The organism is Rhizobium sp. G21 (assembly GCF_014158035.1).
Lineage (GTDB): Bacteria > Pseudomonadota > Alphaproteobacteria > Rhizobiales > Rhizobiaceae > Rhizobium_E.
This window is the reverse complement of sequence record NZ_JACFXW010000001.1, coordinates 2,685,679-2,711,021: the sequence shown is the minus strand read 5'-3', so window position 1 is coordinate 2,711,021 and position 25,343 is coordinate 2,685,679. Positions and strand designations below refer to the sequence as shown.

The following is a 25,343-nucleotide window of genomic DNA, read 5'->3' as shown; positions in this document are numbered from 1 at the left end:
CCAGCTTTGACGAGGATCAATTGCGGGCCGCCGCCTTTGGCGGTAAGACTCCCCATGACAGAAACAAGCCTCACCCTTTCCAAGCTCACGGCGCTCGCCAACCCGACGCGCTTCATCGCGCTGGCCACGCGGATCATTCCCTGGCTGGCGGCGATTTCGGCGCTCTGTCTGATCGCGGGCGTCTATCTGAGCTTCACCACCGAGGGCGATTATCAGCAGGGCGAGACGGTCCGGATCATGTATATCCATGTTCCCTCGGCCTGGCTGTCGATGATGTGCTATACGGTGATGGCGGCTTCGGCGTTGGGCACGCTGGTCTGGCGGCATCCGCTTGCGGACGTCTCGGCCAAGACCGCAGCGCCGCTCGGCGCCGCCTTCACTTTTCTGGCGCTGGTCACCGGCTCGCTCTGGGGCAAGCCGATGTGGGGCACCTGGTGGGTGTGGGACGCGCGGCTGACTTCGGTTTTCATCCTGTTTCTGATGTATCTAGGCTTGATCGCCTTCAACCGCGCCATGGACGATCCCGGCCGCGCCGCCCGCGTCAGCGCAGTGATGATCCTGGTCGGCTTCGTCAATATCCCAATCATCAAATTTTCAGTGGAGTGGTGGAATACGCTTCACCAGCCGGCCAGCGTGATGCGGCTGGACGGGCCGACCATCGATCCGGAATTTCTGCGGCCGCTGCTGGTGATGGCGATGGGCTTCACCCTGTTGTTCTTCACTCTGCATCTGACGGCGATGCGCAACGAGATCTGGCGGCGGCGCATCGCGGTGATGCGCCGACACGCCGCCCGTTCCGCCCAGGCCGGAGGCGCATCATGAATCATGCTTTCTACGTCTATGCCTCCTGGGGCGCGGCCGCGCTGGTGCTGCTCGGCGTGATCGCTTCGACCTGGCTCGACAGCCGCAAGCTCAAGGCCGATCTCAAGCGCCTGGAAGCCCAAGGCATCCGCCGCAGATCGGCCGGGAGCGACGCAGCGTGAGCGATACACCCGCCCAGCCCCAGGGCCGGAGACGCCGCGTCCTCGTCGCCTTTCTACCGCTTCTGCTGTTCGGCGCGCTGGCCGGGGTGTTCCTGATGCAGCTGATGTCGGGTCGCGACACCTCGGTCATCCCGTCCGCGCTGATCGGCAAAGCCGCGCCGACGCTTTCGCTCCAGCCCCTCGACGGCGCAGTGAAGAACGGCCAGCCGGTTCCGGCTCTGACGTCGGAGGCGATCCGCGGCAAAGTGACCTTGGTCAATGTCTGGGCGTCGTGGTGCGTGCCCTGCCGGCAGGAGCATCCGATCATTCTAGGCCTGTCGACCGACGAGCGGCTGACTGTCGTGGGGATCAATTACAAGGACAAGAACGACGCGGCGCTGGCTTTCCTCGGCGAGCTCGGCAACCCCTTCTCGGCGATCGGCGTCGATCCCAAAGGCGCAGCCGCGATCGATTGGGGCGTCTACGGCATTCCGGAATCGTTCCTGGTCGGGCCGGACGGGACGATCGTCTACAAGCATGTCGGCCCCTTCGACGAGGCGTCGGTGCGAGCCGAGTTGCTGCCCGCCATCGAAAAGGCGCTTGCACAGAAGAAGTAACGACCAGGCGAAGCGTCGTCGCCTTCTCGAACGGGATTTCAGACAACAAAAAAGCCCGGGCAGGCCGGGCTTTTTCGCAAAACTCTTTCGAGCGTCGCTCAGATGCCGAGGCCGGAGAAGCGCTTGTTGAACTTGGAGACGCGGCCGCCGCGGTCCATCAGCTGCTGATTGCCGCCGGTCCAGGCCGGATGCGACTTCGGATCGATTTCGAGGTTCATGACCTGACCTTCCGAACCCCAGGTCGAACGGGTTTCGTATTCGGTGCCGTCGGTCATGACGACCTTGATCATGTGATAGTCGGGGTGAATTTGAGCTTTCATGACACTGTCCTGCCGTCAGAGTGGTCTTTTGCCGCATGACTTGCGGCTGCCGAGCCAAACGAATAAATGAAGCCGCAGTCGCCTGTGGACCACGGCTTCGCTTGATGGCGAGGCCTATACAAAGCGATTGAGGATAACAAGTGCCTGCGCCCGGGAATCTCCGCAAGGATGCCCTCCAGCCGGCCTCACACAGCGGAGTAGGCCGGGTGGCCCGTAAAACAGAAACGACCTCGCGCGCGAACCTGAAACCGCTGGCGCGCCTCGCGCCCTATATCGGCCGATACAAGGGGCTGGCTGGCGGCGCGCTCTTCGCGCTGGCGCTGGCGGCGGCCACGACGTTGGTCCTGCCGCTCGCCGTGCGCCGGATGATCGACAACGGCTTCTCCCATTCCGACCCGAGCTTCATCAATACCTATTTCTCGATGCTGATGGGGCTGGCCGTGGTGCTGGCTCTGGCCTCGGCGCTGCGCTACTACTTCGTCATCACCATCGGCGAGCGCATCGTCGCCGACCTCCGGCGCGACGTTTTCGCCCATATCGTCAAGCTGTCGCCGTCCTTCTTCGACGCCAACCAGTCCGGCGAGATCGTCTCGCGACTGACCGCGGATACGGTGCAGATCAAGTCGGCCGTCGGCGCCACCGCTTCGCTCGCGCTGCGCAATATGATCCTCTGTCTCGGCGCGATCGCCATGATGATCTACACCAGCCCGAAACTGTCGGCGCTGGTGCTGATCGCCATTCCGCTCATCGTCTTCCCGCTGGTCGGCTTCGGCCGCTCGGTGCGCAAGCGCTCGCGCGAGGCGCAGGACCGGTTGGCGGGGGCTTCCGCCTATGCCTCCGAAGCCATCGGCGCGATCCGCACCGTGCAGGCCTTCAACGCCGGCGGCATCGCCCGCGACCGCTTCGGCGACGCCGCGGAGCAAGCTTTCGAAGCGGCGCGGCTCTCCACCCGCCAGCGCGCCTTCCTGACCGGCTTCGCCATCACCATGGTGTTCGGCAGCGTGGTGGCCGTATTGTGGTACGGCGCCCAGGGCGTGCTCGCAGGCACGATCACCGCAGGCACGCTCAGCCAGTTCCTGCTCTATTCGGTGATGGCCGCTGGCGCGCTCGGCGCATTATCGGAAGTCTGGAGCGAACTGTCGCAGGCCTCGGGCGCAGCCTCGCGGCTGATGGAGCTCCTCGCCGAAACGCCCGATATCGCCGCCCCCTGCCCCCGCCGCTCTGCCGAGTCCGGCGCGTGGCGGCGTCGGCTTCGACCAGGTGGATTTCGCCTATCCCAGCCGTCCGGGAACCTCCGCCCTCAAGGGCTTGAGCCTGACCGTCGCCCCCGGCGAACGCGTCGCCGTGGTCGGCCCTTCCGGCGCGGGCAAGAGCACGCTGTTTTCCCTCATCCTGCGCTATTACGATCCCGGCGCCGGCCGCATCCTGATCGACGGCGTCGACGCCCGCTCGGTCGACCCGATAGATTTGCGCGACCGCATCGCCATCGTGCCGCAGGATGTGACGATCTTCGCCGCCTCGATCTTCGACAACATCGCCTTCGGCGCGCCGAACGCGACCCGGGCGCAGGTGGAGGCCGCCGCCCGCGCCGCCCAAGCCGAGGAATTCATCCTGAGGCTCGAAAACGGCTACGACACCGAAGTCGGCGAGCGCGGCGTGATGCTCTCGGGCGGCCAGCGCCAGCGCATCGCCATCGCCCGCGCCATCCTGCGCGACGCACCCATCCTGCTGCTCGACGAGGCCACCTCGGCGCTCGACGCCGAAAGCGAAAAACTGGTGCAGACGGCGCTGGACGGGCTGATGACCGGCCGCACCACCATCGTCATCGCCCATCGCTTGGCGACCGTGCTCAAGGCCGACCGTATTCTGGTCATGGATCAGGGTCGCGTGGTGGAGGAGGGCACGCATGCCTCGCTCTCCGCGCTGGGCGGCATCTATTCCCGCCTCGCGCGTCTACAATTCGGGATCGAGCAGGATGCGCCCGCCGGGACGCCGTTGCGCTCTGTGTCGGCGGGCGAATAGCCCGCCCGCGTTCATAGTCCGACACTCCTGCCGGCCATGCGGCCGGAATACAGGCACCCGCCGAGAAACGTGCCTTCGAGCGCGTTGTAGCCATGCATGCCGCCGCCGCCGAAACCGGCGGCCTCGCCGACCGCATAGAGGCCGGGGATTTCCCGGCCTTCAGCGTCGAGCGCCCGCGCCTTGAGATCGGTGTGCAGCCCACCCAGCGTCTTGCGCGTGAGAATATTGAGCTTCACGGCGATCAGCGGCCCGGCGGCGGGATCGAGGATGCGGTGCGGCTTCGCCGTGCGCATCAGCTTATCGCCGAGATAGGCGCGGGCGCCGCGAATGGCCGTCACCTGCGCGTCCTTGGCGAACCGATTGTCGATCTCTCGGTCGCGGGCCTCGATCTGCCGGCGGATCGCTCCGGCGTCGAGCAGCGGCTCGTCGGTCAACGCATTCATGCCCGCGACGAGGTCCTCCAGCCTATCGCGCACCACGAAATCGGCGCCCTTCTCCATGAAGGCCCGCACCGGTCCGGGCGGCTCCTTGCCGAGCCGTTTCAGTAGCAGCGGAATGTCCTTGCCGGTGAGATCGGGGTTCTGTTCGCTGCCCGAGAGCGCGAATTCCTTCTTGATGATCGCCTTGGTCAGGATGAACCAGGAATAGTCGTGCCCGGTGGAGAGGATCGCCTTCAACGTTCCGAGCGTGTCGAAGCCGGGCATGTAAGGGGCGGGAAACCGCCTCCCCAACGCATCGAACCAGAGGGAGGACGGCCCCGGAAGGATGCGGATGCCGTGATCGGGCCAGATCGGATCCCAATTGCGCAGGCCTTCGGTATAATGCCACATGCGGTCGGGATTGATGACGTCGGCTCCAGCCTCCTGGGCGATGTCGATCATGCGGCCGTCGACATGGGCGGGCACGCCTGACACCATGTTGCGCGGCGCCTGTCCCAGCCGCTCCACCGGCCAATTGCGCCGCACCAGATCGTGATTGCCGCCGATGCCGCCCGAGGCGACGATGGTCGCGCCCGCCGAAATCTCGAAATCGCCGATGACGTCGCGATTGCTCTTGCCGCCCCGGACCACGGCATCCTGCGCCAGCACGCTGCCTCGCGCCCCCGTAACGGCGCCGTTGACGGCAACGAGGCCATCGACCTGATGGCGGAAGCGGAAAGAGAGACGGCCCGCACGCTCCTGTTCGCGGGCGCGGCGGATGAAAGGGGCGAGCACGCCGGGACCGGTGCCCCAGGTGACGTGAAAACGGGGAACCGAATTGCCGTGACCGCTGGCGAGCGCGCCGCCGCGCTCGGCCCATCCGACGACGGGAAACCAGCGCATGCCCTGCGCATGCAGCCAGGCGCGCTTCTCGCCGCTCGCGAAATCGAGATAGGCTTCCGCCCAGAGCCGTGGCCAGAGATCTTCGGGGCGGTCGAAGGCGGCGGAGCCGAACCAGTCCTGCCGCGCCAGGTCGAACGTGTCGCGGATACGCATGCGGCGCTGCTCGGGACTGTCGATGAAGAACAGGCCGCCGAGCGACCAGAAGGCCTGGCCGCCCAGATTCTGCTCGCCCTCCTGATCCAGGACGATGACCTTAAGCCCCCGATCGGCGGCCTCGACGGCGGAAACCAAGCCCGCCAACCCGCCGCCGATCACCAAGACGTCGCAATCCATGAAATCCTCCCAAACTTCGGCGGGAAGTCTAGGACGGGATCACGGCGCGCGCAATCATTTATGACAGATGATCAGGTTAACCCTTGGGGACGGGACGGTTCGCCACATCGCGCAGCGCCTTATGGATATGTTCGTTGCCCGCCACGATCGTGCCGCTGCCGAAAATATCCGCGCCGCCGTTCATGTCGGAAGAAAAGCCGCCGGCTTCGCGGATCATGACGATGCCCGCCGCCATATCCCAGGGAGACAGGCCTTCTTCCCAGAAACCGTCCATGCGGCCGGCCGCCACGAAGGCGAGATCGAGCGACGCCGCGCCCAGGCTGCGCAAGCCCGCCGCTTCACCCATGACATGGCGAAGCTGGATGAGGTAGCGGCCATGCATGCCGTGGCCGAGATGCGGCATGCCGCAGCCGATGACCGAGTCCGACAGGCTCTTGCGGGCCGACACCCGCAGGCGTCGGTCGTTGACATAGGCGCCGCCGCCGCGTTCGGCGGTGAAGAGCTCGTCGCTGGCGGGATTATAGATCACGCCGGCGACCATCTCGCCGCCGCGCTCCAGGCCGATCGACACCGCGAATTGCGGGATGCCGTGCAGGAAGTTGGTGGTGCCGTCGAGCGGATCGACGATCCAGCGATGCGAACCGTCGGTGCCCTTGATCTCTTCGCTTTCCTCGCCGAGGAAGCCATAGGTGGGACGCGCCTTGAGCAGTTCCTCGCGGACGATCTTTTCGGCCTTGCGGTCGGCCTGGCTCACATAATTGCCGGGGCCCTTCAGCGACACCTGCAGGTTCTGCACCTCGCCGAAATCGCGGGAGAGGGACTTGCCGGCCTTCAGAGCGGCCTGGACCATCACATTCAAGAGCGCCGAACGGGCCATGGGGAGTTCCTTCAAAGTGAAGCGGCCCCGCAGACGGGGCCGTACAACGAGCAATCGGCTGCGGCTCAGGGGCGCGCCGATGAGATTGGCGGCCTCAAGACCACAAAACCCGGCTTTTTCAAGCCTCTTGTGGCGCATGGCTCCCGCGCGCCGTCGTCAAGGTTAAGAGACCAGGCTCGCCGCTAGCGAGCGCGAAACTGGTTGGCCCGGTGAATGGCTTCCTTCTGCTGCTCGTCCTCGATGCCGAGAAAGAAATCCTCCAGATCGAGATCGGCAAAGCCCGCCCGCCGCGACAGCACATACCATTTGGCCGCCTCGACCGGGTCGGGTCGGGTGCCGATGGCGTAGACATAGAGATGGGCGAGTTTGTTCTGCGCCAGCACATGACCGCGATTGGCCGCGCGCTTCATCCATTGAAAACCGGTTTCGTAGTCGCGAGGGCCGGCGACGCCGTTGATGTTCCAGACGGCGAGATCGAACAGCGCCGTGTCGAAGCCGGATTTCGCCGCTTTCAACAGCCAGCCGCGGGCGGCGGCCTTCTTCTCGGCGTCGACCGGCAGGTTGGCGTAGATCTGCGCTACCGCGTATTCGGCGTCGGGCACGCCCTTCGCGGCGGCTTTCTCATACCAGGGCAGTGCTTCGGTGAGCCCGTCCGGACCGGGTTTGGCGGCGACCAGGATCTGGGCGACGTTGAACTGCGCCTGCGGATTGCCGCCGCGCGCCGCCTGCCACATCATGTCGTCCGCCTTCTTCTTGTCGCGCGCGACGAGTCCGCCGTCCATCAGCATAAGAGCGTATTTGAACTGGGCGTTGGCGTCCCCGGCGCGGGCGGCCTGTTCATACCAGAACACCGCATCCTTGGGATTGCGCCTTACGCCCAGCCCGTTGTTCAGAAGCTCGGCCACCAAAGTCTGGGCGGCCGGTTCGCCCTTCTGCGCCCTGGGAAGCGCCAGATCCATGGCTTCGAGATAATAGCCGCGTTGATAGGCGCCATAGGCGTCGTCGACCTTTCCCTGAAACGGCTTTTCCGGCGGAAGATCGGGAAGGGATGCGCCCATGCGCGCAAGCAGGCTCAGGCCGCCGGATGGGGCGATCTCGCTCTTCTGCGGCGAATTCAACGCCGGCAGCGCTTCGGCGTTGCCGGTGGGGGCCAGACGATCGCGCTTGATGGCGCGGCTTTCGTCGCCGCCGCCCAGCATCCGCTGCATGACGTCGGTCGACGCCGCCTGCGCGCCTTGAAGGGCCGCCAGAAGCGCCGCCAGACCCAATAATCCCGCCCAAATCGATCTCTTCGCTGTCATGCGAATCGTTCAACCCTCAAAGCGTGGCGCTTTTTCGTCCAGCATCGCATTCACTTCCTGCACGATCTGCGCGGCGCGGCCGGGTTCGGCGAACACCGCGAGTCTGAGGGCTGCGAATTCCGCGCCGCTCTCGGCGATCGCGATGACGGATGCGGGGTCGGTCCCGCCCATGACGATGCAGGGAATTTCCACCAGCGACGACCACCATTCGCCGAGCGCGACATTCTTGGGATGGGCCTCGGGCTTGATGTCGCCCGTCGCCTTGCCGAAGAAGATGTAGTCCGGCTGCGCCTCGCCCACCTCCAGCGCCTTGTGGCGATCCTGGGCGTTGCCGCCGCCGACGATCATCTTCGGCGCATGCTTTTCGATCGCTTCGGCCAGCGCCTCGGGATTGGCTTCGATATGCAGGCCGTCGGCTTTGACGCGGCCCGCCACGCGGCTGTCGCCCGCGATGAGGGCGGCGGCGCCGGCGTCCTGCACCACTGGGACGACTGCTTCGGCGAGCTTCTGGAACGCGCCGTCGTCGAGACTGTATTGCGGAATGATCACGGAGGCGACGTCGCCGCCTTTCAGCGCGTCGGCCATCGCCTGCGCCGCGTCCTGCGGGTCGGCGATTTCGGGCGCGATCAAGACGAGGCGGCAGCGGTTTTCGACGGTCGACATGGACTTCCTGTTCTCGTTCTGCTCTTTTGCGGCGCGACGCGGCCGAGAGCCTCGGCTTCTGCCATAACCCCGGGAATGAAAACGATCAACATGCCCATCGACGCCAGCTTCTATTTCATCGCCATTCCGGCCGTTCTTCTGGTGGGGCTGAGCAAAGGCGGTCTTGGCGACGCGCTCGGTCTGCTGGGCGTGCCGATCCTCTCCATGGCCGTGCCGCCGGCGCAGGCGGCCGCCATCCTGTTGCCGATCCTGATCGTCATGGACGGGGCGTCGCTATGGATGTGGCGCAAGCACAATGCGCCGGGATTGGTGAAGATCATGCTGCCGGGCGGATTGGTCGGCATCGCGATCGGCTGGGCGACCTGGGCGATCGTCCCGTCCTACGCCATGCGGTTGATCATCGGCGTGATCGCCGTCACCTTCGCCGCCCGCTTCTTCATCAATCGCTACGGTCCGAGACGGCATGAAGAGACGCCCCCTCGTCCCCACGACTGGCGCCGCGCCGGATTTTGGGGGACTCTTTCCGGTTATGGAAGTTTCGTCGCTCACGCCGGCGGCGCGCCGTTCCAGGTCTACGGACTGCCGCTCAAGCTGCCGCCCCGCGACTATACCGGCGCAGCCGTGCGCTTTTTCGCCATCGTCAATTTCATCAAGCTCGCGCCCTATCAGGCGCTGGGGCAACTCGACTTCACCAATCTGGCGATTTCCGCCAGCCTGTTCCCGATCGCGCCGCTGGCGACGATCGCCGGCGGCGCGATCGTCAGGCGCATGCGCGTCGAGGTGTTTTACCCCTTCATGTACGCCATGCTGTCGATCGCCGGGCTGAAGCTGTGCTACGACGGCGGCGCAGCGGTTGTTTCCGCGCTCGCTAAGCTTTGAATGCAATGCAGAAAATTTAAATGCGATGCACAAAAACACTTGTGAGACCTGAAACTCTGGCTTAGCTTTTCGCCGATGAGCGCAGATCCTTTCGCAGCAATTTCCGATTCCAATCGCCGCTTCCTCCTGGAGGAATTGCGGAGGGCTCCGCGCACGGTCAACGAATTGGCGGCGCTTCTGCCTGTCAGCCGTCCGGCTGTGTCACAGCATTTGAAGGCATTGCTGGATTGCCACATGGTGACGGTGGAGAGCCAGGGCACGAAACGGATCTACGCGATCAATCCGCAGGGCTTCCAGAAAATCGGCTTCTGGCTGGATCAGTTCTGGTCCGCCTGAGCGTCGCGACGATCTTGGCGCCGGCGTAACTGTCGGTGGAAAGGGCCGCCTGTCGCGGCTCCCGAATTGACGCAATGACGATGCGCGGAAGCGGGACGGCGACCCTTCGAAGTTTGGGGGATGGGCGGATCAGTGACGCGTATTCTTACGCAGCCGTTCGATTTCGTCCTTGATTTTCAGCTTCTCTCTTTTGATCTGGCTGATGGTCGTATCGCCTGTGGCGGGATGCAGCATTGCGGAATGCAGTTCGGCTTCAAGGGCTCCATGCTTTTTTCGAGCGTCTGAATATGAGCTTCTATAGTCATGGGCAGTTTCCTTTTGGTTCGGCCCACACCCGGCCATCCTCCGCCGGATGTTTCAGGCTGCAACATAAGGAGTCTGCCATGTAATGCCCCGTTTGTCGAAGCCCATTTCGCCGGAAAGGAAAACTTCCCGTTAGCGGATGATTCGTGTTAGGAGCGAAATCTGCCAAGTGGCGGGACTACAGGCGCTTGCCGCCGAAGACAAAGAGAATGGGGACGGGACCGAATGGCCGATCAGGAGCAGGCTGAGCTTAGATTGAATGCGGCGAGACTGCGGCAGGAGCACGAGGATTACGACGTGGCGATCAATGCGATGATCGCGACCGGCTGCGACGCGCTTCGGATCCAGCGCATGAAAAAGAAGAAGCTGGTCATCAAGGACAAGCTAAGCCAGGTCGAAGACCAGATCATCCCCGACATCATCGCCTGACGAAAGCCTGTTCATGACGCTCTCCAAGCCGCCCGTCGCCATCATCATGGGAAGCCAGTCCGACTGGGAGACCATGAAAAACGCCGCCGACACGCTCGATGCGCTGGAAATTCCCTATGAAGCGCGCATCATTTCCGCCCATCGCACCCCGGACCGCCTGGTCAATTTCGCCAAGACCGCGCGCGACGAAGGCTTCAAGGTCATCATTGCCGGAGCCGGCGGCGCGGCCCATCTGCCCGGCATGGCCGCGGCGATGACGCCCCTGCCCGTCTTCGGCGTGCCGGTTCAGTCCAAGGCGCTGTCGGGACAGGACAGCCTGTTGTCGATCGTGCAGATGCCGGCCGGCATTCCCGTGGGAACGCTGGCGATCGGCCGCGCCGGCGCCGTCAACGCCGCATTGTTGGCCGCAGCCGTTCTCGCCCTTTATGACGACGACCTCGCCGACCGGCTCGACACCTGGCGTGAAGAGCAGAGCGCGTCGGTGGCCGAACATCCGGTGGATCTCTGAGATGAGCGCAAAAACGATCGGCATCATCGGCGGCGGCCAGCTCGGCCGTATGCTGGCCATGGCCGCAAGCCGGCTGAATTTCCGCACCCTCATCCTGGAGCCAGCGCCCGACTGCCCGGCGGCGCAGCTCGCCAATGGCCAGATCGTCGCCGCCTATGACGACGAGGCGGCTTTGGAAGACCTCGCCGCGCGCTGCGATGTGGTGACCTATGAATTCGAAAACGTGCCGGTCGAGGCAGCACGCCGGCTTGCCGACAGCGTCGCGGTCTATCCGCCTCCCTTCGCGCTCGAAGTCGCACAGGACCGGCTGACCGAGAAGCGCTATCTCAATTCCGTAGGCATCCCCACCGCCGATTTCCGCGCCGTCGACAGTCAGGCCGATCTCGAGACCGCTTTGGCGGAATTCGGCGGCGAGGGCGTGCTCAAGACGCGGAGGCTGGGCTATGACGGCAAGGGCCAGATGCTGTTCCGCGAGGGCGACAGCGCCGAAGGCGCATTCGACAAGCTCGGCGGCGCGGCTCTGATCCTTGAAAGCTTCATCCCTTTCGAACGCGAGATTTCGGTGATCGCCGCTCGCGACGCGAAGGGCCAGGTCGTCTGCTTCGACCCGGCCGAAAATGTCCATCGCAACGGCATCCTGCACACCTCCACTCTGCCGGCCGCCATCGACGATCATGTCGCGGCCCAGGCGCGCGACGCCGCCGAAAGGCTGCTTGCTGGCCTCGATTATGTCGGCGTCATCGGCATCGAGTTCTTCGTAGGCAAGGGCGGCGCGCTGATCGCCAACGAGATCGCGCCGCGCGTGCACAATTCCGGCCACTGGACCGAAGCGGCCTGCGTCATCTCGCAATTCGAGCAGCATATCCGCGCCGTAACCGGCCTTCCGCTCGGCGACCCTGCCCGCCATAGCGACTGCGTGATGCAGAACCTGATCGGCGACGACATCCACGACGTCGCGCAATGGGCTGGCCAGAAGGACGTCTATATCCATCTTTACGGCAAGACCGAGCCGCGGCCGGGCCGCAAGATGGGCCATATCACCCGCCTGACCGGCCCCGCCGCGAGATGACCGATCGCGTTGCGGTCGCCGGAAACCATCGCGCCGGGAATGTTCGGTCGGCTCCCGGCCGACGGCTCGCGCGGCGACAGTGAAAGCGAGCTTCGCACCCTATCCATTCCGGAACTTTCTCCGCCAATAGACTTGCTCGACGGCCTGTCGCCTCCTTGCCAAGAATGGCCGTTTTGTGACAGGGTTTGCCGCCACAAAATTCGGAGTTTCCCATGACCCTGCGTCGCAGTTTCCTTCTCGGCCTCGCCGCCCTCATCGTCGCCCCGTTTGCCTCGCATGCGGCTGAACTGCCCGATCTCGGCGGCCGCAAGGTGGTCGTGGTCACCGAAAACGCCTATCCGCCGCTGCAATTCGTCGACCCCAAGACCGGCAAGCAGATCGGCTGGGAATATGACGCCATGGACGACATCGCCAAGCGTCTGAACTTCAAGGTCGAATATCAAAACACTTCGTGGGACGCCATGATCCAGGCGGTGTCCGACGGCCAGTACAATATCGGCATGACGGGCATCACCATCAAGGACGACCGCAAGGAGAAGGTCGACTTCTCCGACCCCTATATGCGCTCGCAGCAATTGATGCTGGTGCGCGGCGATGAAAGCCGCTTCACCGACGCCAAGACCTTCAAGGCGCTGGAAAGCGGTCTGGTCGGCGCGCAGCCGGGCACCAGCCCGTTCTATACCGCCGTCTACGAAGTGCTCGACGGCAACGAACAGAATCCGCGCATCAAGCTGTTCGAGACCTTCGGCGCCACGGTCCAGGCGCTCAAGGCCGGCGACGTCGATCTGGTGCTGACCGACAGCACCGCCGGCAAGGGCTATGTGGACGCCTCAAACGGCGCGCTGAAGATCGTCGGCGAGCCGCTCGGCACCGAGGATTTCGGCTTCATCTTCCCCAAGGGTTCCGATCTCGTCGCGCCTGTCAACGCCGCCATCGCCGCCATGAAGGCCGACGGCACGATGGACGCGCTCAACAAGAAATGGTTCCTGGACTACAAGATGGGCCAGTAAGTCGTCTGAGATGGCGACAGCCCCCACGAACGAACAGGCGGGCGCGACCGACTTCCCATGGTGGTTGGTCGCGCTCGCCGTAATCGGCCTCGGCATTGGCGGCGTCATCGTTGCCAACGACCTCTACGCGCAGGTCTTCACCACCGTCGCCAAGGGACTGGCGGTGACGATTTTCGTGACCTTGGCCGGTTTCACCCTGGCCACGCTGCTCGGGCTCTCGGTCGCGCTGCTCGGCCTGTCGGACTCAAGGCGCTTCGGCAGATCTCGCGCTTCTACATCGAGCTCATTCGCGGCGTGCCCGTGCTCGTGCTCCTGTTCTACATCGCCTTCGTCGGCGCGCCGGGTTTCGTCGCCGGCTGGAACTGGCTCACCGCCCCGCTGGCGACCGCAGGCCTGATCGAGCCGATGATGGTCAGGGACGTGTCGCTGATGTGGCGCGCCATCATCGCGCTGATGATCGCCTATTCCGCCTTCATCGCCGAAATCTTCCGCGCCGGCATCCAGTCGGTCGACAAGGGCCAGGTCGAAGCCGCCAAGGCGCTCGGCCTGTCGCGCGGCCAACGCTTCCGGCTAGTGATCTTTCCGCAGGCGCTGAAGGTGATCTTTCCGCCGCTCTCCAATGACTTCGTGGCGATGGTCAAGGACTCCTCGCTCGTCTCGGTGCTCGGCGTCGCCGACATCACCCAGATGGGCAAGGTCTACGCCTCCGGCTCCTTCCGCTTCTTCGAAACCTATTCGATCGTCGCCTATATCTATCTCGTGCTGACCATCGGCCTCTCCCTCGGCCTGAGACGCATCGAAAAGAGCCTGCGCGAGCGCAGTTCGACCTGACGCGGGCCATCTCGGATCTGCGAGGAACTTAGGGCCTCTTCCGGAAGTTACACTCGGGAGCCCGTCAATCAGGACGGGCCGAGGATATCCGGGAGAGATCCATGAGCGAGAACGATATGACCCGCGACCTCGCGTCGCGGCAGCAAGCCGGCCAGGGCTCCCTGGGCGGCCAGACTGCAAACCCGACCGGCGCCTCGCCGGCGCCCAGCATCGACGACATCAAGCGACAGGCCAAGGAAGATCTGGGCTCCGTCCGTGAAGCCGCCGCCGCCAAGGTCGAACAGGCGACGGACAAGGCCGCCGAGATGGCCGACGAACAGAAGACTTTCCTAGCCCAGCAGTTGTCGAGCCTCGGCGAAGCGCTCGAGCGCACCGGTCGCGACATGCAGTCCGGCGACGGCGCGGCCATGGGCCGCTATGCCAGCGACATCGGCTCGAGCATCAGCCGGTTCGCCGCCGATATCGAGGGCCGCGACATGGGCGAGATCACCGCGATGGCCGAAGATTATGGTCGCCGCCAGCCGCTCGCCTTTCTCGGCCTCGCCGCCATTGCCGGCCTTGCCGCCAGCCGCTTCGTGACCGCCTCCGCCCGCCGCCACGACAGGGGCATGAGCCAGTCGCACCGGCCGACCCCGGCCTCGACCGCCGAGACGATTCCGCCGCGCTGTCCGACACCACCCTGCCCGCAACACCTTTCTCTGGAGACCGCGCCAATGTCCAATACTGACAATCGCCCGATCACCGAACTCGTCTCCGGCCTCGTCGGCGATATTTCCAGCCTGTTTCGGAAGGAAATCGCCCTCGCCAAGGCCGAGACCTCCGAGAAGATCTCCCGAGCCATGGGCGGGATCGAAATGCTGGCGATAGGCGCGGTCTTTGCGATCGGCGCCGTCGGCGTGCTGTTGTCGGCCTTGGTCACGGGGCTCGGCGCTTTCTTCGTCGCGCAGGGCATGACCGAACCCAACGCCAATTCGCTGGCCGCCGTGATCGTCGGCGTCGTCGTTGCCTTGGTGGCCTGGCGTCTCATGGCGAGCGGGCTCAATACGCTGCGCGGTTCGGAACTGTCGCTCGACCGCACCACATCGTCGCTGCAGCGCGACGCCAAGATCGTGAAGGAGAGACTCTGATGGCTCTGACAGACCGTAATCCCGCCGAAATCGAACGTGAGATCGATGGCGATCGCCGTCGCATCGAGGAGAAACTCGACGCGATTCAGGAACGCCTGTCGCCGGGCCAGATGGTCGACGAATTGCTCGGCTACGTGAAAGGCAGCGGCGGCGCCGACTTCGTCAACAATCTCGGCCGCTCCGTGAAGAACAATCCCATGCCCGTGGCGCTGATGGGCGTCAGCCTCGCCTGGATGATGGCGAACCAGGCGATGCCGGCCTCGTCCGAACGCGACAATCACGCGCGCGGCCATGACGACAGCGTCGACGAAGCGTTTTACCCGCTCGCGCCGGTCACCGGCTCCGTGCGCCGCCTCGGTCCTGCGTCGATGCACGAGGGTTCGAGCTACAGCCACTTCACCGACGACGCCGGCAAGCGTTTCCGCGCCTTGACCGACACGACGGGTCGCCGCGCCGGCCATTTCATCGACGAAACGGGCAAGACCTATCGCGGCTTCGCCGACACGGCCGGAAAACAGGTGTCGGACATCCGGGACGAAGCCGGCCGACTACTCGATGAAGCCTCGGGCTGGACCGCTTCGGCCTGGCGAGAAACCCGCCGCCGCGTGTCAGACATGGGGTCCTCGATCAAGAGCGGTTCGAACGCCGCCTACCAGGGACTGCAGCAACAGACGGCGCAGATGGGCGACATGCTGACGCGACAATTCCGCGATCAGCCGCTGGTCGGCGGAGCCCTCGCCTTCGCCTTGGGCGCCGCCATCGGCGCCGCCCTTCCTCACACCCGCATCGAGGACGAAACGATCGGCGATGTCGGCGACAAGGCGCGAGACACGCTGTCGCGCAAGACGTCCGACGTGATGGACGAGGGCGAGAAGCTCGCCGCCGAAACCTATCAGAAGGCGACGCAGGTCGCCTCCAATGTCCAGGATGCGGCGCGCGAAAGCGTTCGCGACAGTTTCGGCGCAAACGGACGTCCGAACACGCATTGATTGGATCGCGATCCGATGCGATCCGTTGAAACCCGGCCCCGGCGGCCGGGTTTCTCTTTGCGCTCATGCAGACAACGAAAAAGCGGCCCGTGAGAGCCGCTTTCAAAAAGAAATGCTATGTCTTGCGAGGCGCGCCGCCCGCCGCGAAGGCGGACGGGCGCAAACGTCTCAGCGCAGGCCGAGGAACGAAAGAATTGCGAGGACGATGACGACGGCGCCGACGAGCCAGATCAGGTTGTTCATGATGGTTTGCCTCCTGTTGATCACACGTGTTGAACACGCGACGACGCTTTAGGTTCCCAATCGCGCGCCGTCTTTCCGTTGAAACAGCGGATTCGGGGCCGGCCTCCGTCATGGGTATCGGTCGCGCGAAATGATCGGGAGATCTGCGGAAGCCGCTTTCCGCCGCGCCGTCATCGGCAATCCGCTATGAAAGGTTCTCAGCCTTGCGCCCCACGGTGTCGGCGACGAAGGCGCCGCGATCGCCCATCGGTTTGGGCGCGCCGGTGGTGGAATCATGGCGTGTCTGATGTTCGAGCTCGGCGTTGATTTCCGCGCCGACGATCAGGATCATCACCGAGATCCACACCCAGATCATCACACCGATCAATGTGCCGAGCGCGCCATAGGTGGCGTTGTAGTCCGCGAAATGCGCGAGATAGTAGGAAAAGCCGAGCGTGGCGATGATCCAGAGCAATGCGGCGACGCCGGCGCCCCAGGTGATCCAACGCAGTTTCGCCGGCTCGCGGCTGGGGCCGAAACGATAGACCAACATGATCATGCCGATCATGATGACAAGCGCCAGCGGCCAGCGCAGCACCCGCGCCAGCATTTCCAGCCAACCGTCCAGTCGCAGGAAGGCGAGAACCGCCGGGATGACGCCGACGGCGACGATCAACAGCGTCGCCAGGAGCGTGGCGAGAAGCGTAAACGCCAGCGCGACCGCGTTGAGCTTGAGAATGCTGCGGCTTTCGGTTTCGCCATAGGCGACGTTCATCGCATCGAACAGCGCCTTGACACCGCTCGACGAACTCCACAACGCCAGGACGAAGCTGGAGGCGAAGGCGAAGCTGAGGGTGGAATTCTTCTGCGACGACAGGCTCTGAAGCTGATCGGTGATCAGCGCCATGCCGCCCGGAGGCAGAAAATCGGCGAGAAATCCGATTTGCGCAGCGATGGTGCTCGGATCTGAGAAAAACCGTAGATCGTCGCCAGCAGTGCCATGGAGGGAAAGAAGGCGAGCAGCAGGAAGAAGGTCACGCCGGCCGCGATCAGCGAGATACGGTCTTCGAAAATCGCATAGAACACCCGCCAGGCCACGTCCTTCAGGCCGAGCGGCGGAATGTCGTGCGGCGCAGTGGCGTCGCGACCCCGCTCCGCTTCATCCATGGGAGCATGTGTCTCGGTCAACATCGCGGCCTTCTTGTCGGTCATTCTTCGTCCTTCCACGGCGTCTGAACATTCTGTTCGGACAATCGCGGTCCGGCGCGAATGTTCCGGCTCTTCGGCGCGGTTTCGCCGCGAAATCTCGGGGCGGCGGGATGCCCGACCCTTGGGAGACCGCGCCGACATCGGATCAACAAGGGATCGGCGCATGAAGATTCCCGCCGGCCGACGGAACGAAGCAGCCGGTTTCGGCATTTCGCGTCCTGAACAGCATGAGGAGCGGCGGTGGTGAACTGGTCGAAAAGCGTGGAAGTGGCGATCAATCCAGCCCGCGAAACGCGCGTGATTTCCAACCTGCACGACGCCGCCCAATGTCTGCTGCACAAATGGCCGTCGAAATCCGGCAAGGCCTATTCCAAAGCCCGCACCGCCTGCCTGAACGCGCTCGACGGCCATGTTCCGGCGTACTACGCCCGCGAGGCCTTCGTGGCCGCCGCGACCGAAGCCAACATCCTGCGCAGCGCCTGAAGCGAACCGGAACGCCCCGCGCCGGACTTGACATTTGTCGCTCCGGCGTTAGGCGGGACGGATCTTTTCCTACAGCCCTTCGGATCCGCCATGCTCCATCCCGACAAGACCTATGCCGCCCTATTGTTCGACATGGACGGCACGCTTCTGAGCTCTATCGCCGCCGCCGAACGGGTGTGGTCGAACTGGGCGCGCCGGCACAAGCTCGACGTCGGCGCCTTTCTGCCCACCATCCACGGCGTCCGCGCCGCCGACACGATCCGCAAGCAGGGGCTCGCCGATATCGATCTGGACGCCGAAGTGGCCTTTATCGAGCGCGCCGAGATCGAAGATGTCGAGGGCGTCATGCCGATCGACGGCGTGGTGGATTTCTTGAACGCGCTTCCCGAAGATCGCTGGGCGATCGTGACGTCGGCGACCGTGGAACTGGCGACGGCGAGGCTCGACGCAGCCGGCATCAAGCGGCCGAAGATCTGGGTGACCGCCGAGGACGTCGAGCACGGCAAGCCCGCGCCTGATTGCTTCCTGCTCGGCGCCGAGCGTCTGGGCGTCGACATCGAAGATTGCCTGGTGTTCGAAGACGCTCCCGCAGGCATCGAGGCAGCCCGCGCGTCCGGCGCTGATCTGCTGGTGGTCACCGCCACCCATGCGCACCCGCAAACGGACGGCCCGGCCATCGCGGATTATCGCGGCATGACGGTGGGCGTGACGGAAAGCGGCCACATCCGCATTATCCATCGGCAAGCCTGACGCATTACACAAAAGATTTTCTTGGCGAAGCCCGCCTCTTTTTGTATGGAAGGGTCAGTGGTTCCGTAGCTCAGCAGGATAGAGCATCAGATTCCTAATCTGAGGGTCACGCGTTCGAATCGCGTCGGAATCACCATTTCAGCCCTGCGCAGGCGGACACGGCTCGGAGCCGCGCAAAAGTTAACCAACCCCTAATAAACGGATTGACTCCGAACCTCTGCGAGTCTTCTAATCGAAGACAATCAGGGAGCGGCATGATGGCCAATCAAAACGACGCCTATGAACAGGTCACGCATAATATCGGCGGGAGCGAACGCCTGGCGCAGCGACTGTCCGCGACGATCGCGCATCTGAAAGCGCATGGTCAGGCGGTGGACACCGCAGAACAGCAGCAGAAGCGGCATGTGGCCATGGCCGAGGCCTATCGCGCCCATAAGAAGATGCTGGAAGAGCGGTTCCTGGCGCGCCGCGGCGACAAGGCCTGATCCGTCATTCGCCGCCTGATTTTCGGTCGCCGCCGACGCTCATGTCATATCGGATGCGGCCGCCGATGCGGATGCACGTCTTGCCGCCATTCACGGGCGCATATCCCTCCCCATAGACCGCGCAGGGATTGGCGTCCAGGGCAGGTGTGTCAGAGGGAGGCGCCGTCACGGCGTCCTCCGCGAACGCTTCGGTCACGAGAAAGACGAGGATGGCGGCGGCGGCAAATCTCTTCATTGTCGGGTCACCTGTCTGCAGCGCGACGAGCCTATCTCATGACATCCGCAACGTCAGCCCGCGCGAAATTGGAACTTTCACGCCGATTGCGGCATTCTGCGGGCATGACCAAGATCGAGACTGCCCAGAGAACCGAACGCCGCGCATCGCGCCGCATGATCTATTTCGTCCTGGCGCTCGCCGCCCTCGCTGCGGCGGTGACGCTGACCTACCTGCTGGGATTTCACCCCGGCGCGACCACGTCGATCTGACGTCGGCCGACGTCAGATCCCGCCTTGCCAGACCTTGATCGCCTCGATCGGGTAGATCAACATGATCACGTTGAGCGTGAGATTGTCGCGGATGAGGATGCCCGTGACGATCTCCGCCGCGATGGCGAGCGCGATCGTCACCTTCACCGGCAATTTCCAGGCTGCGAGAAAACCCAACGTCATCCACACGGTGTCCATGCCCGAATTGAGGATGGAATCGCCCATATAGTCATAGGCCATGGTCGCCGAGCGATAGCGCTCGATGATCACGGGCGAGTTTTCGAGCAATTCCCAACCCGCCTCGATCAGCCCCGCCAACCCCAGCCTGAGCGACAGCGGCGCGCGGCGCAGCACGAGGAATCCTAGCCCGTAGAACAGGAAGCCGTGGATGATGTGGCTCGGCGTATACCAGTCGGAGATCTGCTGGGAGTTGCCGGAAGAGTGAACCTCGCCCTCCCATAGTTTCACCACGCCGCATTCGCAGAGCCAGACGCGGCCCATTAGCCGCTCGACGATCACCTGGACGAGAATGATCAGCGCGATCAAGCCGAGCCCGAGGAGAAGATGGCGACGGGTGCTGCCGCTTTCAGTCATTCTGTCCATCCAGCTGATGTTTCATGATCAGCGGCATCTGGCTGAGCGTGAAGAGGAAGGTGATCGGCATGGTGCCCCAGACCTTGAACGTCACCCAGAAATCATCGGCGGCTTTGACGTCAGGCAGGTAATAGGCGTTGGCGCCGCGCCAGACCACTTCATTGAGCACCGCGAGAAACAGGAAGAAGAAGCCCCAGCGCCAGGTCAGCTTGGTCCAGCCTTCGTCATCGAGCTGGAAGGCGGAATTGAAGACGTAACCGAGCAGGGAGCGGCCGAACAGAAGACCACCCAGCAGGATGGTTCCGAACAGCGTGTTGATGATGGTCGGCTTCATCTTGATGAAGGTCTCGTTCTGCAGCCAGATCGACAATCCGCCGAAGGCCAGCACCACGACGCCTGACACGAGCGGCATCATCGGCAATTTGCCCATCACGATCTTGGAGACGACCAGCGAGATCACCGTCGCCGCCATGAACAGGCCCGTGGCGATGAAGATCGGCCCGCCCAGGCTCGCGAGCGGCGGATAGGCTTTCGCCAGCTTCTCGCCATAGGAATTGGCGAAGAAGAACACCAGAAGCGGCCCGAGCTCGAGTGCGAGCTTGATCACCGGATTTTCCTTGTGCGCGGCGGTCTTGCCATGGGTTTCGGCGGTCATGCGCCCGTCTCCTGTTGCGGCTAACGCCTGCTTATTGTTTCTGCGTCTGCAGGCCGGCGATGGCTTCGGCGAAATCTTCGGCGTCGAAGGGTTCGAGATCGTCGACGCCTTCGCCGACGCCGATGAAGTAAACCGGCAATTTGTGCTTGGCGGCTATGGCGACCAAGATGCCGCCGCGCGCGGTGCCGTCGAGCTTGGTCATGATCAGGCCGGAGACGCCGGCGACATTGCGGAAGATCTCGACCTGGTTGAGCGCATTCTGGCCGGTCGTGGCGTCGAGCGTCTGCAGCACGGTGTGCGGCGCGTCCGGATCGAGCTTGCCGAGCACGCGGACGATCTTTTCGAGCTCGGCCATCAGCTCGGTCTTGTTCTGCAACCGGCCGGCTGTGTCGATGATCAGCACGTCCTGTCCGGACGCCTTGGCCTTCTCGTAGGCGTCATAGGCGAGTCCCGCCGCATCGGCGCCGAGCTTGTTCGAGACGATTTCGCAGCCGGTGCGGCTCGCCCAGATATGCAGCTGCTCGATGGCCGCGGCGCGGAACGTGTCGCCGGCGGCGAGCATGACTTTCAGGCCCGCGCGGCTGAGTTTGGCGGCGAGCTTGCCGATCGTGGTAGTCTTGCCGGTGCCGTTGACGCCGACGACCAGGATCACATGCGGCTTGTGGCTGAGATCGAGTTCCAGCGGTCTCGCCACCGGCTTCAGCACCTTGACGATTTCGCCGGCCATGATGCGCGACACATCCTCGCCCGAGACATCCTTGCCATAGCGTTCCGACGACAGCGTATCGGTGATGCGCAGCGCCGTCTCCACGCCGAGATCGGCGCGGATCAGCAGGTCTTCCAGCTCCTCCAGCGTGTCTTCGTCGAGCTTGCGCTTGGTGAACAGCGCCGAAATCTGCGCGCCAAGCTGGGCCGAAGTGCGGGCGAGACCCTGGCGCAAGCGCTCGATCCAGCTGAGCTTTTAGCCGGCTCAGGAGTTTCGACGGTGAGGTCGCGCGCGCCTACGACCGCAAAACCTTCCGGCAAGGCGGGTTCGCTTGGCGCCGGCTCCTCAGATATTGGGTCAAAAGACTCGTCCGGCTCGAAAGACGGGTGGAGATCGGGCGCTGCCTCCACGATGACAGCAGGCTCGTCCGGCTCGACGTTGGGTTCTTCTGCAGGTGTGGAAACGGGCACCGAAGCCGCTTCGACGACAGCGGTCTCGACCTCCACAGACTTGGCCTTGTCCTCGGCTTCGTCCTTGCCGAAGCTGAACATCTTCTTGATGAAACCGAGCGCCATGGCTGATCCGGCTGGCCTTTTCAGGCTGCCGCCTCCTGAATTCTGTCTGCGACGAGGTGCTTGCCGTTATGGCCCGTGACGGTAACCGTGGCAAGGCTGCGGGGCGACAGGCCAAGCCCGTCGCACAGCGTGAAATTTTCGGTATGCGCAAGACCGGTGTTTTCGACGAGGATGGTCTGGCGGCTGCCGACCATAGCGTCGAGATGGGCATGATGCAGCCGCTCGCCGGCTTCGCGCAGGCGCGCGGCGCGTTCCTTGACCAGCCTGCGGTCGAGCGCCGGCATGCGCGCAGCGGGCGTCCCCTCGCGCGGCGAATAGGGAAAGACATGCAGCTTGGCGATGCCGCATTCCTCTGCCAGACGCGCCGAATTGTCGAACATCTCCTCGGTCTCGGTGGGAAACCCGGCGATGATGTCGGCGCCGAAGCTGATCTCGGGCCTGAGAGCGCGGGCGCGGGCCACGAAGGCGATCGCATCCTCGCGGCTATGGCGCCGCTTCATTCGCTTGAGAATGAGATTGTCGCCATGCTGGAGCGACAGATGCAGATGCGGCATGAAGCGCGGCTCATCCGCGATCAGGTCCCAGAGATGCGCGTCGGCCTCGACGCTGTCGATCGACGACAGTCGCAGGCGCAGGATGTCGGGCACGTGGCTGAGGATGGATTTCGCCAGTTGCCCCAGCGTCGGCGCGCCGGGCAGATCGGCGCCATAGCTCGTGGCGTCGACGCCGGTCAGCACGATTTCCCGATAGCCGTTTTCGGCCAGCCTGCGAGCCTGCTCCACCACCGCGCCCATCGGCACGGAGCGCGAATTGCCGCGGCCATAAGGAATGATGCAGAAGGTGCAGCGATGATCGCAACCGTTCTGCACCTGGATAAACGCCCTGACATGGCCGTCGATGACATCCACCATTTGCGGCGCGGTGGCGCGCACGCTCATGATATCGTTGACCTGCAATTTTTCAGAGGCCGCGACGCCGAAATCGGGCAGACGGGCGAAGCTCTCCGCCTTCAGCTTTTCCTCGTTGCCGAGCACGGCGTCGACTTCGGGCATTTGGGCGAAGGTCGCGCCTTCGGTCTGCGCGCCACAGCCGGTGACGATGATGCGGGCTTGAGGATTGTCGCGGCGGGCGCGGCGGATCGCCTGGCGCGCCTGGCGCACGGCCTCCCCGTCACCGCGCAGGTATTGAAGATCAGCGCATTGTCGAGGCCGGCCTTCGCAGCCTCGGCCTTGATGACTTCCGACTCATAGGTGTTCAGGCGACAGCCGAAAGTGATGACGTCGACGCCGGTCACTGGGCTGCGGCCTCCTGATCGCGCGCGAACGCGCCGGTGGCGGGATCGAGCATGCCCGACCATTCCCATTCGGCGGGGCCGGTCATCACGACGTGATCGTTCTTTCGCCAGTCGATCGACAGCACGCCGCCGCTGGGCATGGTCACGTCGACCTGGCGATCGGTGCGACCGGTGCGGGCGCCGGATACGGCAGCGGCGCAGGCGGCGGAACCGCAAGCGAGCGTCAGTCCGGCGCCGCGCTCCCAGGTGCGCAGATCCAGCGAATGCCGCGACGTCACCCGGGCGATGGAGATATTGGCGCGTTCCGGAAACATCGGATGATGTTCGAGAAGCGGTCCGAATCTGGCCAGATCATAGTCCCAGACGTCACGATCCGCCCAGAACACCGCATGCGGATTGCCCATCGAGGCGACGGACGGCGAATGCAACACCGGCGCATCGATCGGCCCGATCTGCAGCTCGATCCGGCTTGTGTCGTGAAATTCTTCCGACAACGGAATCTTGTTCCAGTTGAATTCAGGCTTGCCCATGTCGACGGACAGAAGGCCGTCTTCGCGTTCCTCGCCGGTCAGCACGCCGGCGCGGGTGTGGAAGCTAAAGCTCTTGATCCCGGTTTCGGCGGCCAGCGCCTGCACAACGCAGCGCATGCCGTTGCCGCACGCCTGCGCTTCGGTGCCGTCGCAATTGATGATGCTCACCCAGGCGAAGGTGCCCTCGGCCTTGGGGTCATGGATCGCCATGATCTGGTCGAAGGAGGTGGCGGGATCAGCAGCGAGCGCGATGGCGGCCTCGGGCGTGATGCGATCCTTGCGGCCGCGCATGTCCGCCACCAGGATCTTGTTTCCCAGTCCGTTCATCTTGGCGAAAGGCGCATTAACAGTCATGGCGTAAGCCGTAATCCTCGACAATTTGGCCCTATATGGCGGAAGCGCGTGAAAAAGGCCAGATGTTTCGCCTCCTACAAGGGAATGTCGACGCTTTCGCCTGCGCGAAGAGGCCGAAAACGCTCCCGTTCGACGCCGGCGGCGTCGAGCGCTGCGGCCAAAGCCTCCAGCGGAGCCTCCACGGCCTCGTTGGTGAGCTGGAACGTGCCCCAGTGATGACCCACGGCGTAGCGGGCCCCCGCGAGCCGCATGCCCTCGACCGCTTCGGCCGGATTCTGATGCTGCCCCTTCATGAACCAGCGCGGCTCATAAGCGCCGATCGGCAGGATCGCCAGGCGAAAGCCGCCATGCTTCTCCGCCGCCGCGCGATAATTGATTCCGCCGTGAAAACCGGTGTCGCCGATATGGTAGATCGCGCCTGCCGGCGTCGTGATGACGAAGGCCGCCCACAGCGCCATGCGGCGATCGCCCATCCCGCGGGCGGACCAGTGATGGCAGGCTTCGGTATGAATGGTGAAGGGTCCGAAATCGGTCTCGTCGCCCCAGTCCGTCGTGATGATCCGGGCGTTCGGGATCGACTTTCGGATGATGGCGTCGTTTCCGAGCGGCGTGATGATCTCAGGATGATGCTTCGCCACGATCGCCTTGAGGCTGGCGATATCCAGATGATCGTAGTGATTGTGAGTCACCAGAACGAGGTCGATCCTGGGCAAATCATCCAGGCGGACGCCCGGTGGATTGTGCCGCTTGGGTCCAGCGAAGGAGAGCGGGCTCGCCCTTGTGGAAAACACCGGATCGGTCAAGATGTTTTGCCCCTGGGTCTGGATCAGCAGGCTGGCGTGACCCACCATCGTCACGCGGAGGTCGTCGCCCGCGACCCGCTCCCCGGGCTTTGCCCCGACGAAGGGGCTGGGATAGACGTTCGGCCATCGGGCCCGTTTTTCCAGCCACTGCCATTTCAGCAGCGCAGTGAGGCCGAGCGGCTCGATCCCATTGGGATTGAAGAACCTAACGCCGTCGAAATGGTCGCTTCGCGGCCCGTCGTAGTAGGGGTTCTTCGCGCGCCGTCCGTTGCTCGTCATGAACTCATCTCGCTTTGTCG

27 protein-coding genes, 1 tRNA gene and 5 pseudogenes are annotated in these 25,343 nt (G+C 64.0%); 18 read left to right on the top strand and 15 right to left on the bottom strand.

All coding sequences use genetic code 11. From position 1 onward, the window contains the following. Positions 1 to 54 precede the first annotated feature (54 nt). Genes H2O14_RS13800 through H2O14_RS13790 form a run of 3 tightly spaced genes read left to right on the top strand, consistent with a single transcriptional unit; the run spans position 55 to position 1,579 of the window. The gene (locus tag H2O14_RS13800) at positions 55 to 822 is read left to right on the top strand and encodes a heme ABC transporter permease (protein WP_182828108.1); all 768 of its coding nucleotides are present in this window, start codon (positions 55 to 57) and stop codon (positions 820 to 822) included. Next, entirely contained in the window at positions 819 to 983 is a 165-nt protein-coding gene (ccmD, locus tag H2O14_RS13795; protein WP_182828107.1) for a heme exporter protein CcmD, read from the top strand. Before H2O14_RS13800 ends, ccmD begins: the two co-directional genes overlap by 4 nt. After that, positions 980 to 1,579, top strand: a complete 600-nt coding sequence (locus H2O14_RS13790; protein ID WP_312858605.1) for a DsbE family thiol:disulfide interchange protein — start codon at positions 980 to 982, stop codon at positions 1,577 to 1,579. Before ccmD ends, H2O14_RS13790 begins: the two co-directional genes overlap by 4 nt. 98 nt (positions 1,580 to 1,677) lie before the next feature. On the opposite strand, the gene rpmE is transcribed toward H2O14_RS13790, so the two are convergent. After that, positions 1,678 to 1,899, bottom strand: a complete 222-nt coding sequence (gene rpmE, locus H2O14_RS13785; protein WP_182828106.1) for a 50S ribosomal protein L31 — start codon at positions 1,897 to 1,899, stop codon at positions 1,678 to 1,680. A 206-nt stretch (positions 1,900 to 2,105) separates the two neighbouring features. On the opposite strand from rpmE, the pseudogene H2O14_RS13780 reads away from it, so the two are divergent. Continuing rightward, positions 2,106 to 3,921: pseudogene (locus H2O14_RS13780) on the top strand (ABC transporter transmembrane domain-containing protein). A gap of 11 nt (positions 3,922 to 3,932) precedes the next feature. Here H2O14_RS13780 and H2O14_RS13775 read toward each other — a convergent pair. The 4 genes from H2O14_RS13775 to H2O14_RS13760 all read right to left on the bottom strand — a co-directional run bounded on the left by H2O14_RS13775 (position 3,933) and on the right by H2O14_RS13760 (position 8,417). Then, the gene (locus H2O14_RS13775) at positions 3,933 to 5,576 is read right to left on the bottom strand and encodes an FAD-binding dehydrogenase (RefSeq protein ID WP_182828105.1); all 1,644 of its coding nucleotides are present in this window, start codon (positions 5,574 to 5,576) and stop codon (positions 3,933 to 3,935) included. Positions 5,577 to 5,652: 76 nt separating this feature from the next. Then, positions 5,653 to 6,453, bottom strand: a complete 801-nt coding sequence (locus H2O14_RS13770) for an inositol monophosphatase family protein (protein ID WP_182828104.1) — start codon at positions 6,451 to 6,453, stop codon at positions 5,653 to 5,655. A gap of 182 nt (positions 6,454 to 6,635) precedes the next feature. Beyond that, complete coding sequence (locus H2O14_RS13765) at positions 6,636 to 7,754, bottom strand: tetratricopeptide repeat protein (RefSeq protein ID WP_246697387.1); 1,119 nt, start codon at positions 7,752 to 7,754, stop codon at positions 6,636 to 6,638. Positions 7,755 to 7,763: 9 nt separating this feature from the next. Further along, positions 7,764 to 8,417 carry a thiamine phosphate synthase gene (locus tag H2O14_RS13760; protein WP_182828103.1) on the bottom strand — a complete coding sequence of 218 codons (654 nt, stop codon included), beginning with the start codon at positions 8,415 to 8,417 and terminating at the stop codon, positions 7,764 to 7,766. Between the two features lie 90 nt (positions 8,418 to 8,507). Here H2O14_RS13760 and H2O14_RS13755 point away from each other — a divergent pair, with 90 nt between their 5' ends. Then, positions 8,508 to 9,296 carry a sulfite exporter TauE/SafE family protein gene (locus H2O14_RS13755; protein WP_182828102.1) on the top strand — a complete coding sequence of 263 codons (789 nt, stop codon included), beginning with the start codon at positions 8,508 to 8,510 and terminating at the stop codon, positions 9,294 to 9,296. Between the two features lie 75 nt (positions 9,297 to 9,371). Next, complete coding sequence (locus tag H2O14_RS13750; RefSeq protein ID WP_182828101.1) at positions 9,372 to 9,632, top strand: ArsR/SmtB family transcription factor; 261 nt, start codon at positions 9,372 to 9,374, stop codon at positions 9,630 to 9,632. A gap of 129 nt (positions 9,633 to 9,761) precedes the next feature. Here H2O14_RS13750 and H2O14_RS13745 read toward each other — a convergent pair. Next, positions 9,762 to 9,937 (bottom strand): annotated as a pseudogene (locus H2O14_RS13745) (YdcH family protein). Between the two features lie 223 nt (positions 9,938 to 10,160). Between H2O14_RS13745 and H2O14_RS13740 the strand changes: the two are divergent. From H2O14_RS13740 to H2O14_RS13710, 7 genes and pseudogenes are all read left to right on the top strand, one after another. After that, a complete protein-coding gene (locus H2O14_RS13740; RefSeq protein WP_182828100.1) occupies positions 10,161 to 10,364 on the top strand; it encodes a YdcH family protein in 204 nt (67 codons plus the stop codon). Positions 10,365 to 10,377: 13 nt separating this feature from the next. Continuing rightward, entirely contained in the window at positions 10,378 to 10,872 is a 495-nt protein-coding gene (gene purE / locus H2O14_RS13735; RefSeq protein ID WP_137157208.1) for a 5-(carboxyamino)imidazole ribonucleotide mutase, read from the top strand. Position 10,873: 1 nt separating this feature from the next. Next, on the top strand, positions 10,874 to 11,941 hold the full coding sequence (locus H2O14_RS13730; RefSeq protein ID WP_182828099.1) for a 5-(carboxyamino)imidazole ribonucleotide synthase: 1,068 nt from the start codon (positions 10,874 to 10,876) through the stop codon (positions 11,939 to 11,941). Between the two features lie 212 nt (positions 11,942 to 12,153). Continuing rightward, the gene (locus H2O14_RS13725; protein ID WP_182828098.1) at positions 12,154 to 12,951 is read left to right on the top strand and encodes a basic amino acid ABC transporter substrate-binding protein; all 798 of its coding nucleotides are present in this window, start codon (positions 12,154 to 12,156) and stop codon (positions 12,949 to 12,951) included. 10 nt (positions 12,952 to 12,961) lie between these two features. After that, positions 12,962 to 13,782 (top strand): annotated as a pseudogene (locus H2O14_RS13720) (amino acid ABC transporter permease). 713 nt (positions 13,783 to 14,495) lie between these two features. Continuing rightward, a complete protein-coding gene (locus tag H2O14_RS13715) occupies positions 14,496 to 14,909 on the top strand; it encodes a phage holin family protein (RefSeq protein WP_182829374.1) in 414 nt (137 codons plus the stop codon). After that, complete coding sequence (locus H2O14_RS13710) at positions 14,909 to 15,898, top strand: DUF3618 domain-containing protein (RefSeq protein WP_182828097.1); 990 nt, start codon at positions 14,909 to 14,911, stop codon at positions 15,896 to 15,898. Before H2O14_RS13715 ends, H2O14_RS13710 begins: the two co-directional genes overlap by 1 nt. Positions 15,899 to 16,325: 427 nt before the next feature. On the opposite strand, the gene H2O14_RS13705 is transcribed toward H2O14_RS13710, so the two are convergent. Together H2O14_RS13705 and H2O14_RS28870 are read right to left on the bottom strand one after the other, a co-directional pair. Beyond that, positions 16,326 to 17,042 (bottom strand): YihY/virulence factor BrkB family protein, encoded by a 717-nt coding sequence (locus tag H2O14_RS13705; protein ID WP_312858672.1) that lies wholly within the window; start codon positions 17,040 to 17,042, stop codon positions 16,326 to 16,328. Beyond that, on the bottom strand, positions 17,018 to 17,332 hold the full coding sequence (locus H2O14_RS28870; protein WP_312858604.1) for a hypothetical protein: 315 nt from the start codon (positions 17,330 to 17,332) through the stop codon (positions 17,018 to 17,020). The genes H2O14_RS13705 and H2O14_RS28870 overlap by 25 nt, the downstream gene beginning before the upstream one ends. Positions 17,333 to 17,572: 240 nt before the next feature. Between H2O14_RS28870 and H2O14_RS13700 the strand changes: the two genes are divergently transcribed. From H2O14_RS13700 to H2O14_RS13685, 4 genes are all read left to right on the top strand, one after another. Next, positions 17,573 to 17,812 carry a DUF982 domain-containing protein gene (locus H2O14_RS13700; protein ID WP_182828096.1) on the top strand — a complete coding sequence of 80 codons (240 nt, stop codon included), beginning with the start codon at positions 17,573 to 17,575 and terminating at the stop codon, positions 17,810 to 17,812. 90 nt (positions 17,813 to 17,902) lie between these two features. Beyond that, positions 17,903 to 18,562 carry an HAD family hydrolase gene (locus H2O14_RS13695; RefSeq protein WP_182828095.1) on the top strand — a complete coding sequence of 220 codons (660 nt, stop codon included), beginning with the start codon at positions 17,903 to 17,905 and terminating at the stop codon, positions 18,560 to 18,562. A 59-nt stretch (positions 18,563 to 18,621) separates the two neighbouring features. Beyond that, a tRNA-Arg gene (locus tag H2O14_RS13690) sits at positions 18,622 to 18,698 on the top strand. A 121-nt stretch (positions 18,699 to 18,819) separates the two neighbouring features. Next, entirely contained in the window at positions 18,820 to 19,047 is a 228-nt protein-coding gene (locus H2O14_RS13685; RefSeq protein ID WP_182828094.1) for a hypothetical protein, read from the top strand. A 4-nt stretch (positions 19,048 to 19,051) separates the two neighbouring features. On the opposite strand, the gene H2O14_RS13680 is transcribed toward H2O14_RS13685, so the two are convergent. Next, positions 19,052 to 19,282 (bottom strand): porin, encoded by a 231-nt coding sequence (locus tag H2O14_RS13680; RefSeq protein ID WP_182828093.1) that lies wholly within the window; start codon positions 19,280 to 19,282, stop codon positions 19,052 to 19,054. A gap of 104 nt (positions 19,283 to 19,386) precedes the next feature. Here H2O14_RS13680 and H2O14_RS13675 point away from each other — a divergent pair, with 104 nt between their 5' ends. After that, the gene (locus H2O14_RS13675) at positions 19,387 to 19,533 is read left to right on the top strand and encodes a hypothetical protein (RefSeq protein ID WP_182828092.1); all 147 of its coding nucleotides are present in this window, start codon (positions 19,387 to 19,389) and stop codon (positions 19,531 to 19,533) included. A gap of 12 nt (positions 19,534 to 19,545) precedes the next feature. Here the strand turns inward: H2O14_RS13675 and H2O14_RS13670 are convergent, their stop codons facing one another. From H2O14_RS13670 to H2O14_RS13645, 6 genes and pseudogenes are all read right to left on the bottom strand, one after another. Then, positions 19,546 to 20,127 (bottom strand): DUF2585 domain-containing protein, encoded by a 582-nt coding sequence (locus tag H2O14_RS13670; RefSeq protein ID WP_182828091.1) that lies wholly within the window; start codon positions 20,125 to 20,127, stop codon positions 19,546 to 19,548. Beyond that, on the bottom strand, positions 20,120 to 20,782 hold the full coding sequence (locus H2O14_RS13665; protein ID WP_182828090.1) for a septation protein A: 663 nt from the start codon (positions 20,780 to 20,782) through the stop codon (positions 20,120 to 20,122). Before H2O14_RS13665 ends, H2O14_RS13670 begins: the two co-directional genes overlap by 8 nt. Positions 20,783 to 20,813: 31 nt before the next feature. After that, positions 20,814 to 21,743, bottom strand: a pseudogene (gene ftsY / locus H2O14_RS13660) (signal recognition particle-docking protein FtsY); the annotation flags it as partial. A 340-nt stretch (positions 21,744 to 22,083) separates the two neighbouring features. Beyond that, positions 22,084 to 23,357: pseudogene (gene mtaB / locus H2O14_RS13655) on the bottom strand (tRNA (N(6)-L-threonylcarbamoyladenosine(37)-C(2))-methylthiotransferase MtaB). Then, entirely contained in the window at positions 23,354 to 24,241 is an 888-nt protein-coding gene (gene dapF / locus H2O14_RS13650) for a diaminopimelate epimerase (RefSeq protein WP_182828089.1), read from the bottom strand. The pseudogene mtaB and the gene dapF overlap by 4 nt, the downstream one beginning before the upstream one ends. Before the next feature lie 74 nt (positions 24,242 to 24,315). Continuing rightward, the gene (locus tag H2O14_RS13645) at positions 24,316 to 25,323 is read right to left on the bottom strand and encodes an MBL fold metallo-hydrolase (RefSeq protein WP_182828088.1); all 1,008 of its coding nucleotides are present in this window, start codon (positions 25,321 to 25,323) and stop codon (positions 24,316 to 24,318) included. Positions 25,324 to 25,343 lie beyond the last annotated feature (20 nt).

What these genes read in the sequence shown, in the direction of transcription:
- H2O14_RS13770 (WP_182828104.1), bottom strand. Translation starts at nt 6,453, where the DNA reads ATGGCCCGTTCGGCGCTCTTGAATGTGATGGTCCAGGCCGCTCTGAAG.
- H2O14_RS13685 (WP_182828094.1), top strand. Translation starts at nt 18,820, where the DNA reads ATGGCCAATCAAAACGACGCCTATGAACAGGTCACGCATAATATCGGC.
- H2O14_RS13645 (WP_182828088.1), bottom strand. Translation starts at nt 25,323, where the DNA reads ATGACGAGCAACGGACGGCGCGCGAAGAACCCCTACTACGACGGGCCG.
- H2O14_RS13740 (WP_182828100.1), top strand. Translation starts at nt 10,161, where the DNA reads ATGGCCGATCAGGAGCAGGCTGAGCTTAGATTGAATGCGGCGAGACTG.
- H2O14_RS13760 (WP_182828103.1), bottom strand. Translation starts at nt 8,417, where the DNA reads ATGTCGACCGTCGAAAACCGCTGCCGCCTCGTCTTGATCGCGCCCGAA.
- H2O14_RS13730 (WP_182828099.1), top strand. Translation starts at nt 10,874, where the DNA reads ATGAGCGCAAAAACGATCGGCATCATCGGCGGCGGCCAGCTCGGCCGT.
- H2O14_RS13710 (WP_182828097.1), top strand. Translation starts at nt 14,909, where the DNA reads ATGGCTCTGACAGACCGTAATCCCGCCGAAATCGAACGTGAGATCGAT.
- H2O14_RS13715 (WP_182829374.1), top strand. Translation starts at nt 14,496, where the DNA reads ATGTCCAATACTGACAATCGCCCGATCACCGAACTCGTCTCCGGCCTC.
- purE (WP_137157208.1), top strand. Translation starts at nt 10,378, where the DNA reads ATGACGCTCTCCAAGCCGCCCGTCGCCATCATCATGGGAAGCCAGTCC.
- H2O14_RS13755 (WP_182828102.1), top strand. Translation starts at nt 8,508, where the DNA reads ATGCCCATCGACGCCAGCTTCTATTTCATCGCCATTCCGGCCGTTCTT.
- H2O14_RS13675 (WP_182828092.1), top strand. Translation starts at nt 19,387, where the DNA reads ATGACCAAGATCGAGACTGCCCAGAGAACCGAACGCCGCGCATCGCGC.
- H2O14_RS13765 (WP_246697387.1), bottom strand. Translation starts at nt 7,754, where the DNA reads ATGACAGCGAAGAGATCGATTTGGGCGGGATTATTGGGTCTGGCGGCG.
- rpmE (WP_182828106.1), bottom strand. Translation starts at nt 1,899, where the DNA reads ATGAAAGCTCAAATTCACCCCGACTATCACATGATCAAGGTCGTCATG.
- H2O14_RS13665 (WP_182828090.1), bottom strand. Translation starts at nt 20,782, where the DNA reads ATGACCGCCGAAACCCATGGCAAGACCGCCGCGCACAAGGAAAATCCG.
- H2O14_RS13725 (WP_182828098.1), top strand. Translation starts at nt 12,154, where the DNA reads ATGACCCTGCGTCGCAGTTTCCTTCTCGGCCTCGCCGCCCTCATCGTC.
- ccmD (WP_182828107.1), top strand. Translation starts at nt 819, where the DNA reads ATGAATCATGCTTTCTACGTCTATGCCTCCTGGGGCGCGGCCGCGCTG.
- H2O14_RS13695 (WP_182828095.1), top strand. Translation starts at nt 17,903, where the DNA reads ATGCTCCATCCCGACAAGACCTATGCCGCCCTATTGTTCGACATGGAC.
- dapF (WP_182828089.1), bottom strand. Translation starts at nt 24,241, where the DNA reads ATGACTGTTAATGCGCCTTTCGCCAAGATGAACGGACTGGGAAACAAG.
- H2O14_RS13670 (WP_182828091.1), bottom strand. Translation starts at nt 20,127, where the DNA reads ATGACTGAAAGCGGCAGCACCCGTCGCCATCTTCTCCTCGGGCTCGGC.
- H2O14_RS13800 (WP_182828108.1), top strand. Translation starts at nt 55, where the DNA reads ATGACAGAAACAAGCCTCACCCTTTCCAAGCTCACGGCGCTCGCCAAC.
- H2O14_RS13750 (WP_182828101.1), top strand. Translation starts at nt 9,372, where the DNA reads ATGAGCGCAGATCCTTTCGCAGCAATTTCCGATTCCAATCGCCGCTTC.
- H2O14_RS13775 (WP_182828105.1), bottom strand. Translation starts at nt 5,576, where the DNA reads ATGGATTGCGACGTCTTGGTGATCGGCGGCGGGTTGGCGGGCTTGGTT.
- H2O14_RS28870 (WP_312858604.1), bottom strand. Translation starts at nt 17,332, where the DNA reads ATGACCGACAAGAAGGCCGCGATGTTGACCGAGACACATGCTCCCATG.
- H2O14_RS13680 (WP_182828093.1), bottom strand. Translation starts at nt 19,282, where the DNA reads ATGAAGAGATTTGCCGCCGCCGCCATCCTCGTCTTTCTCGTGACCGAA.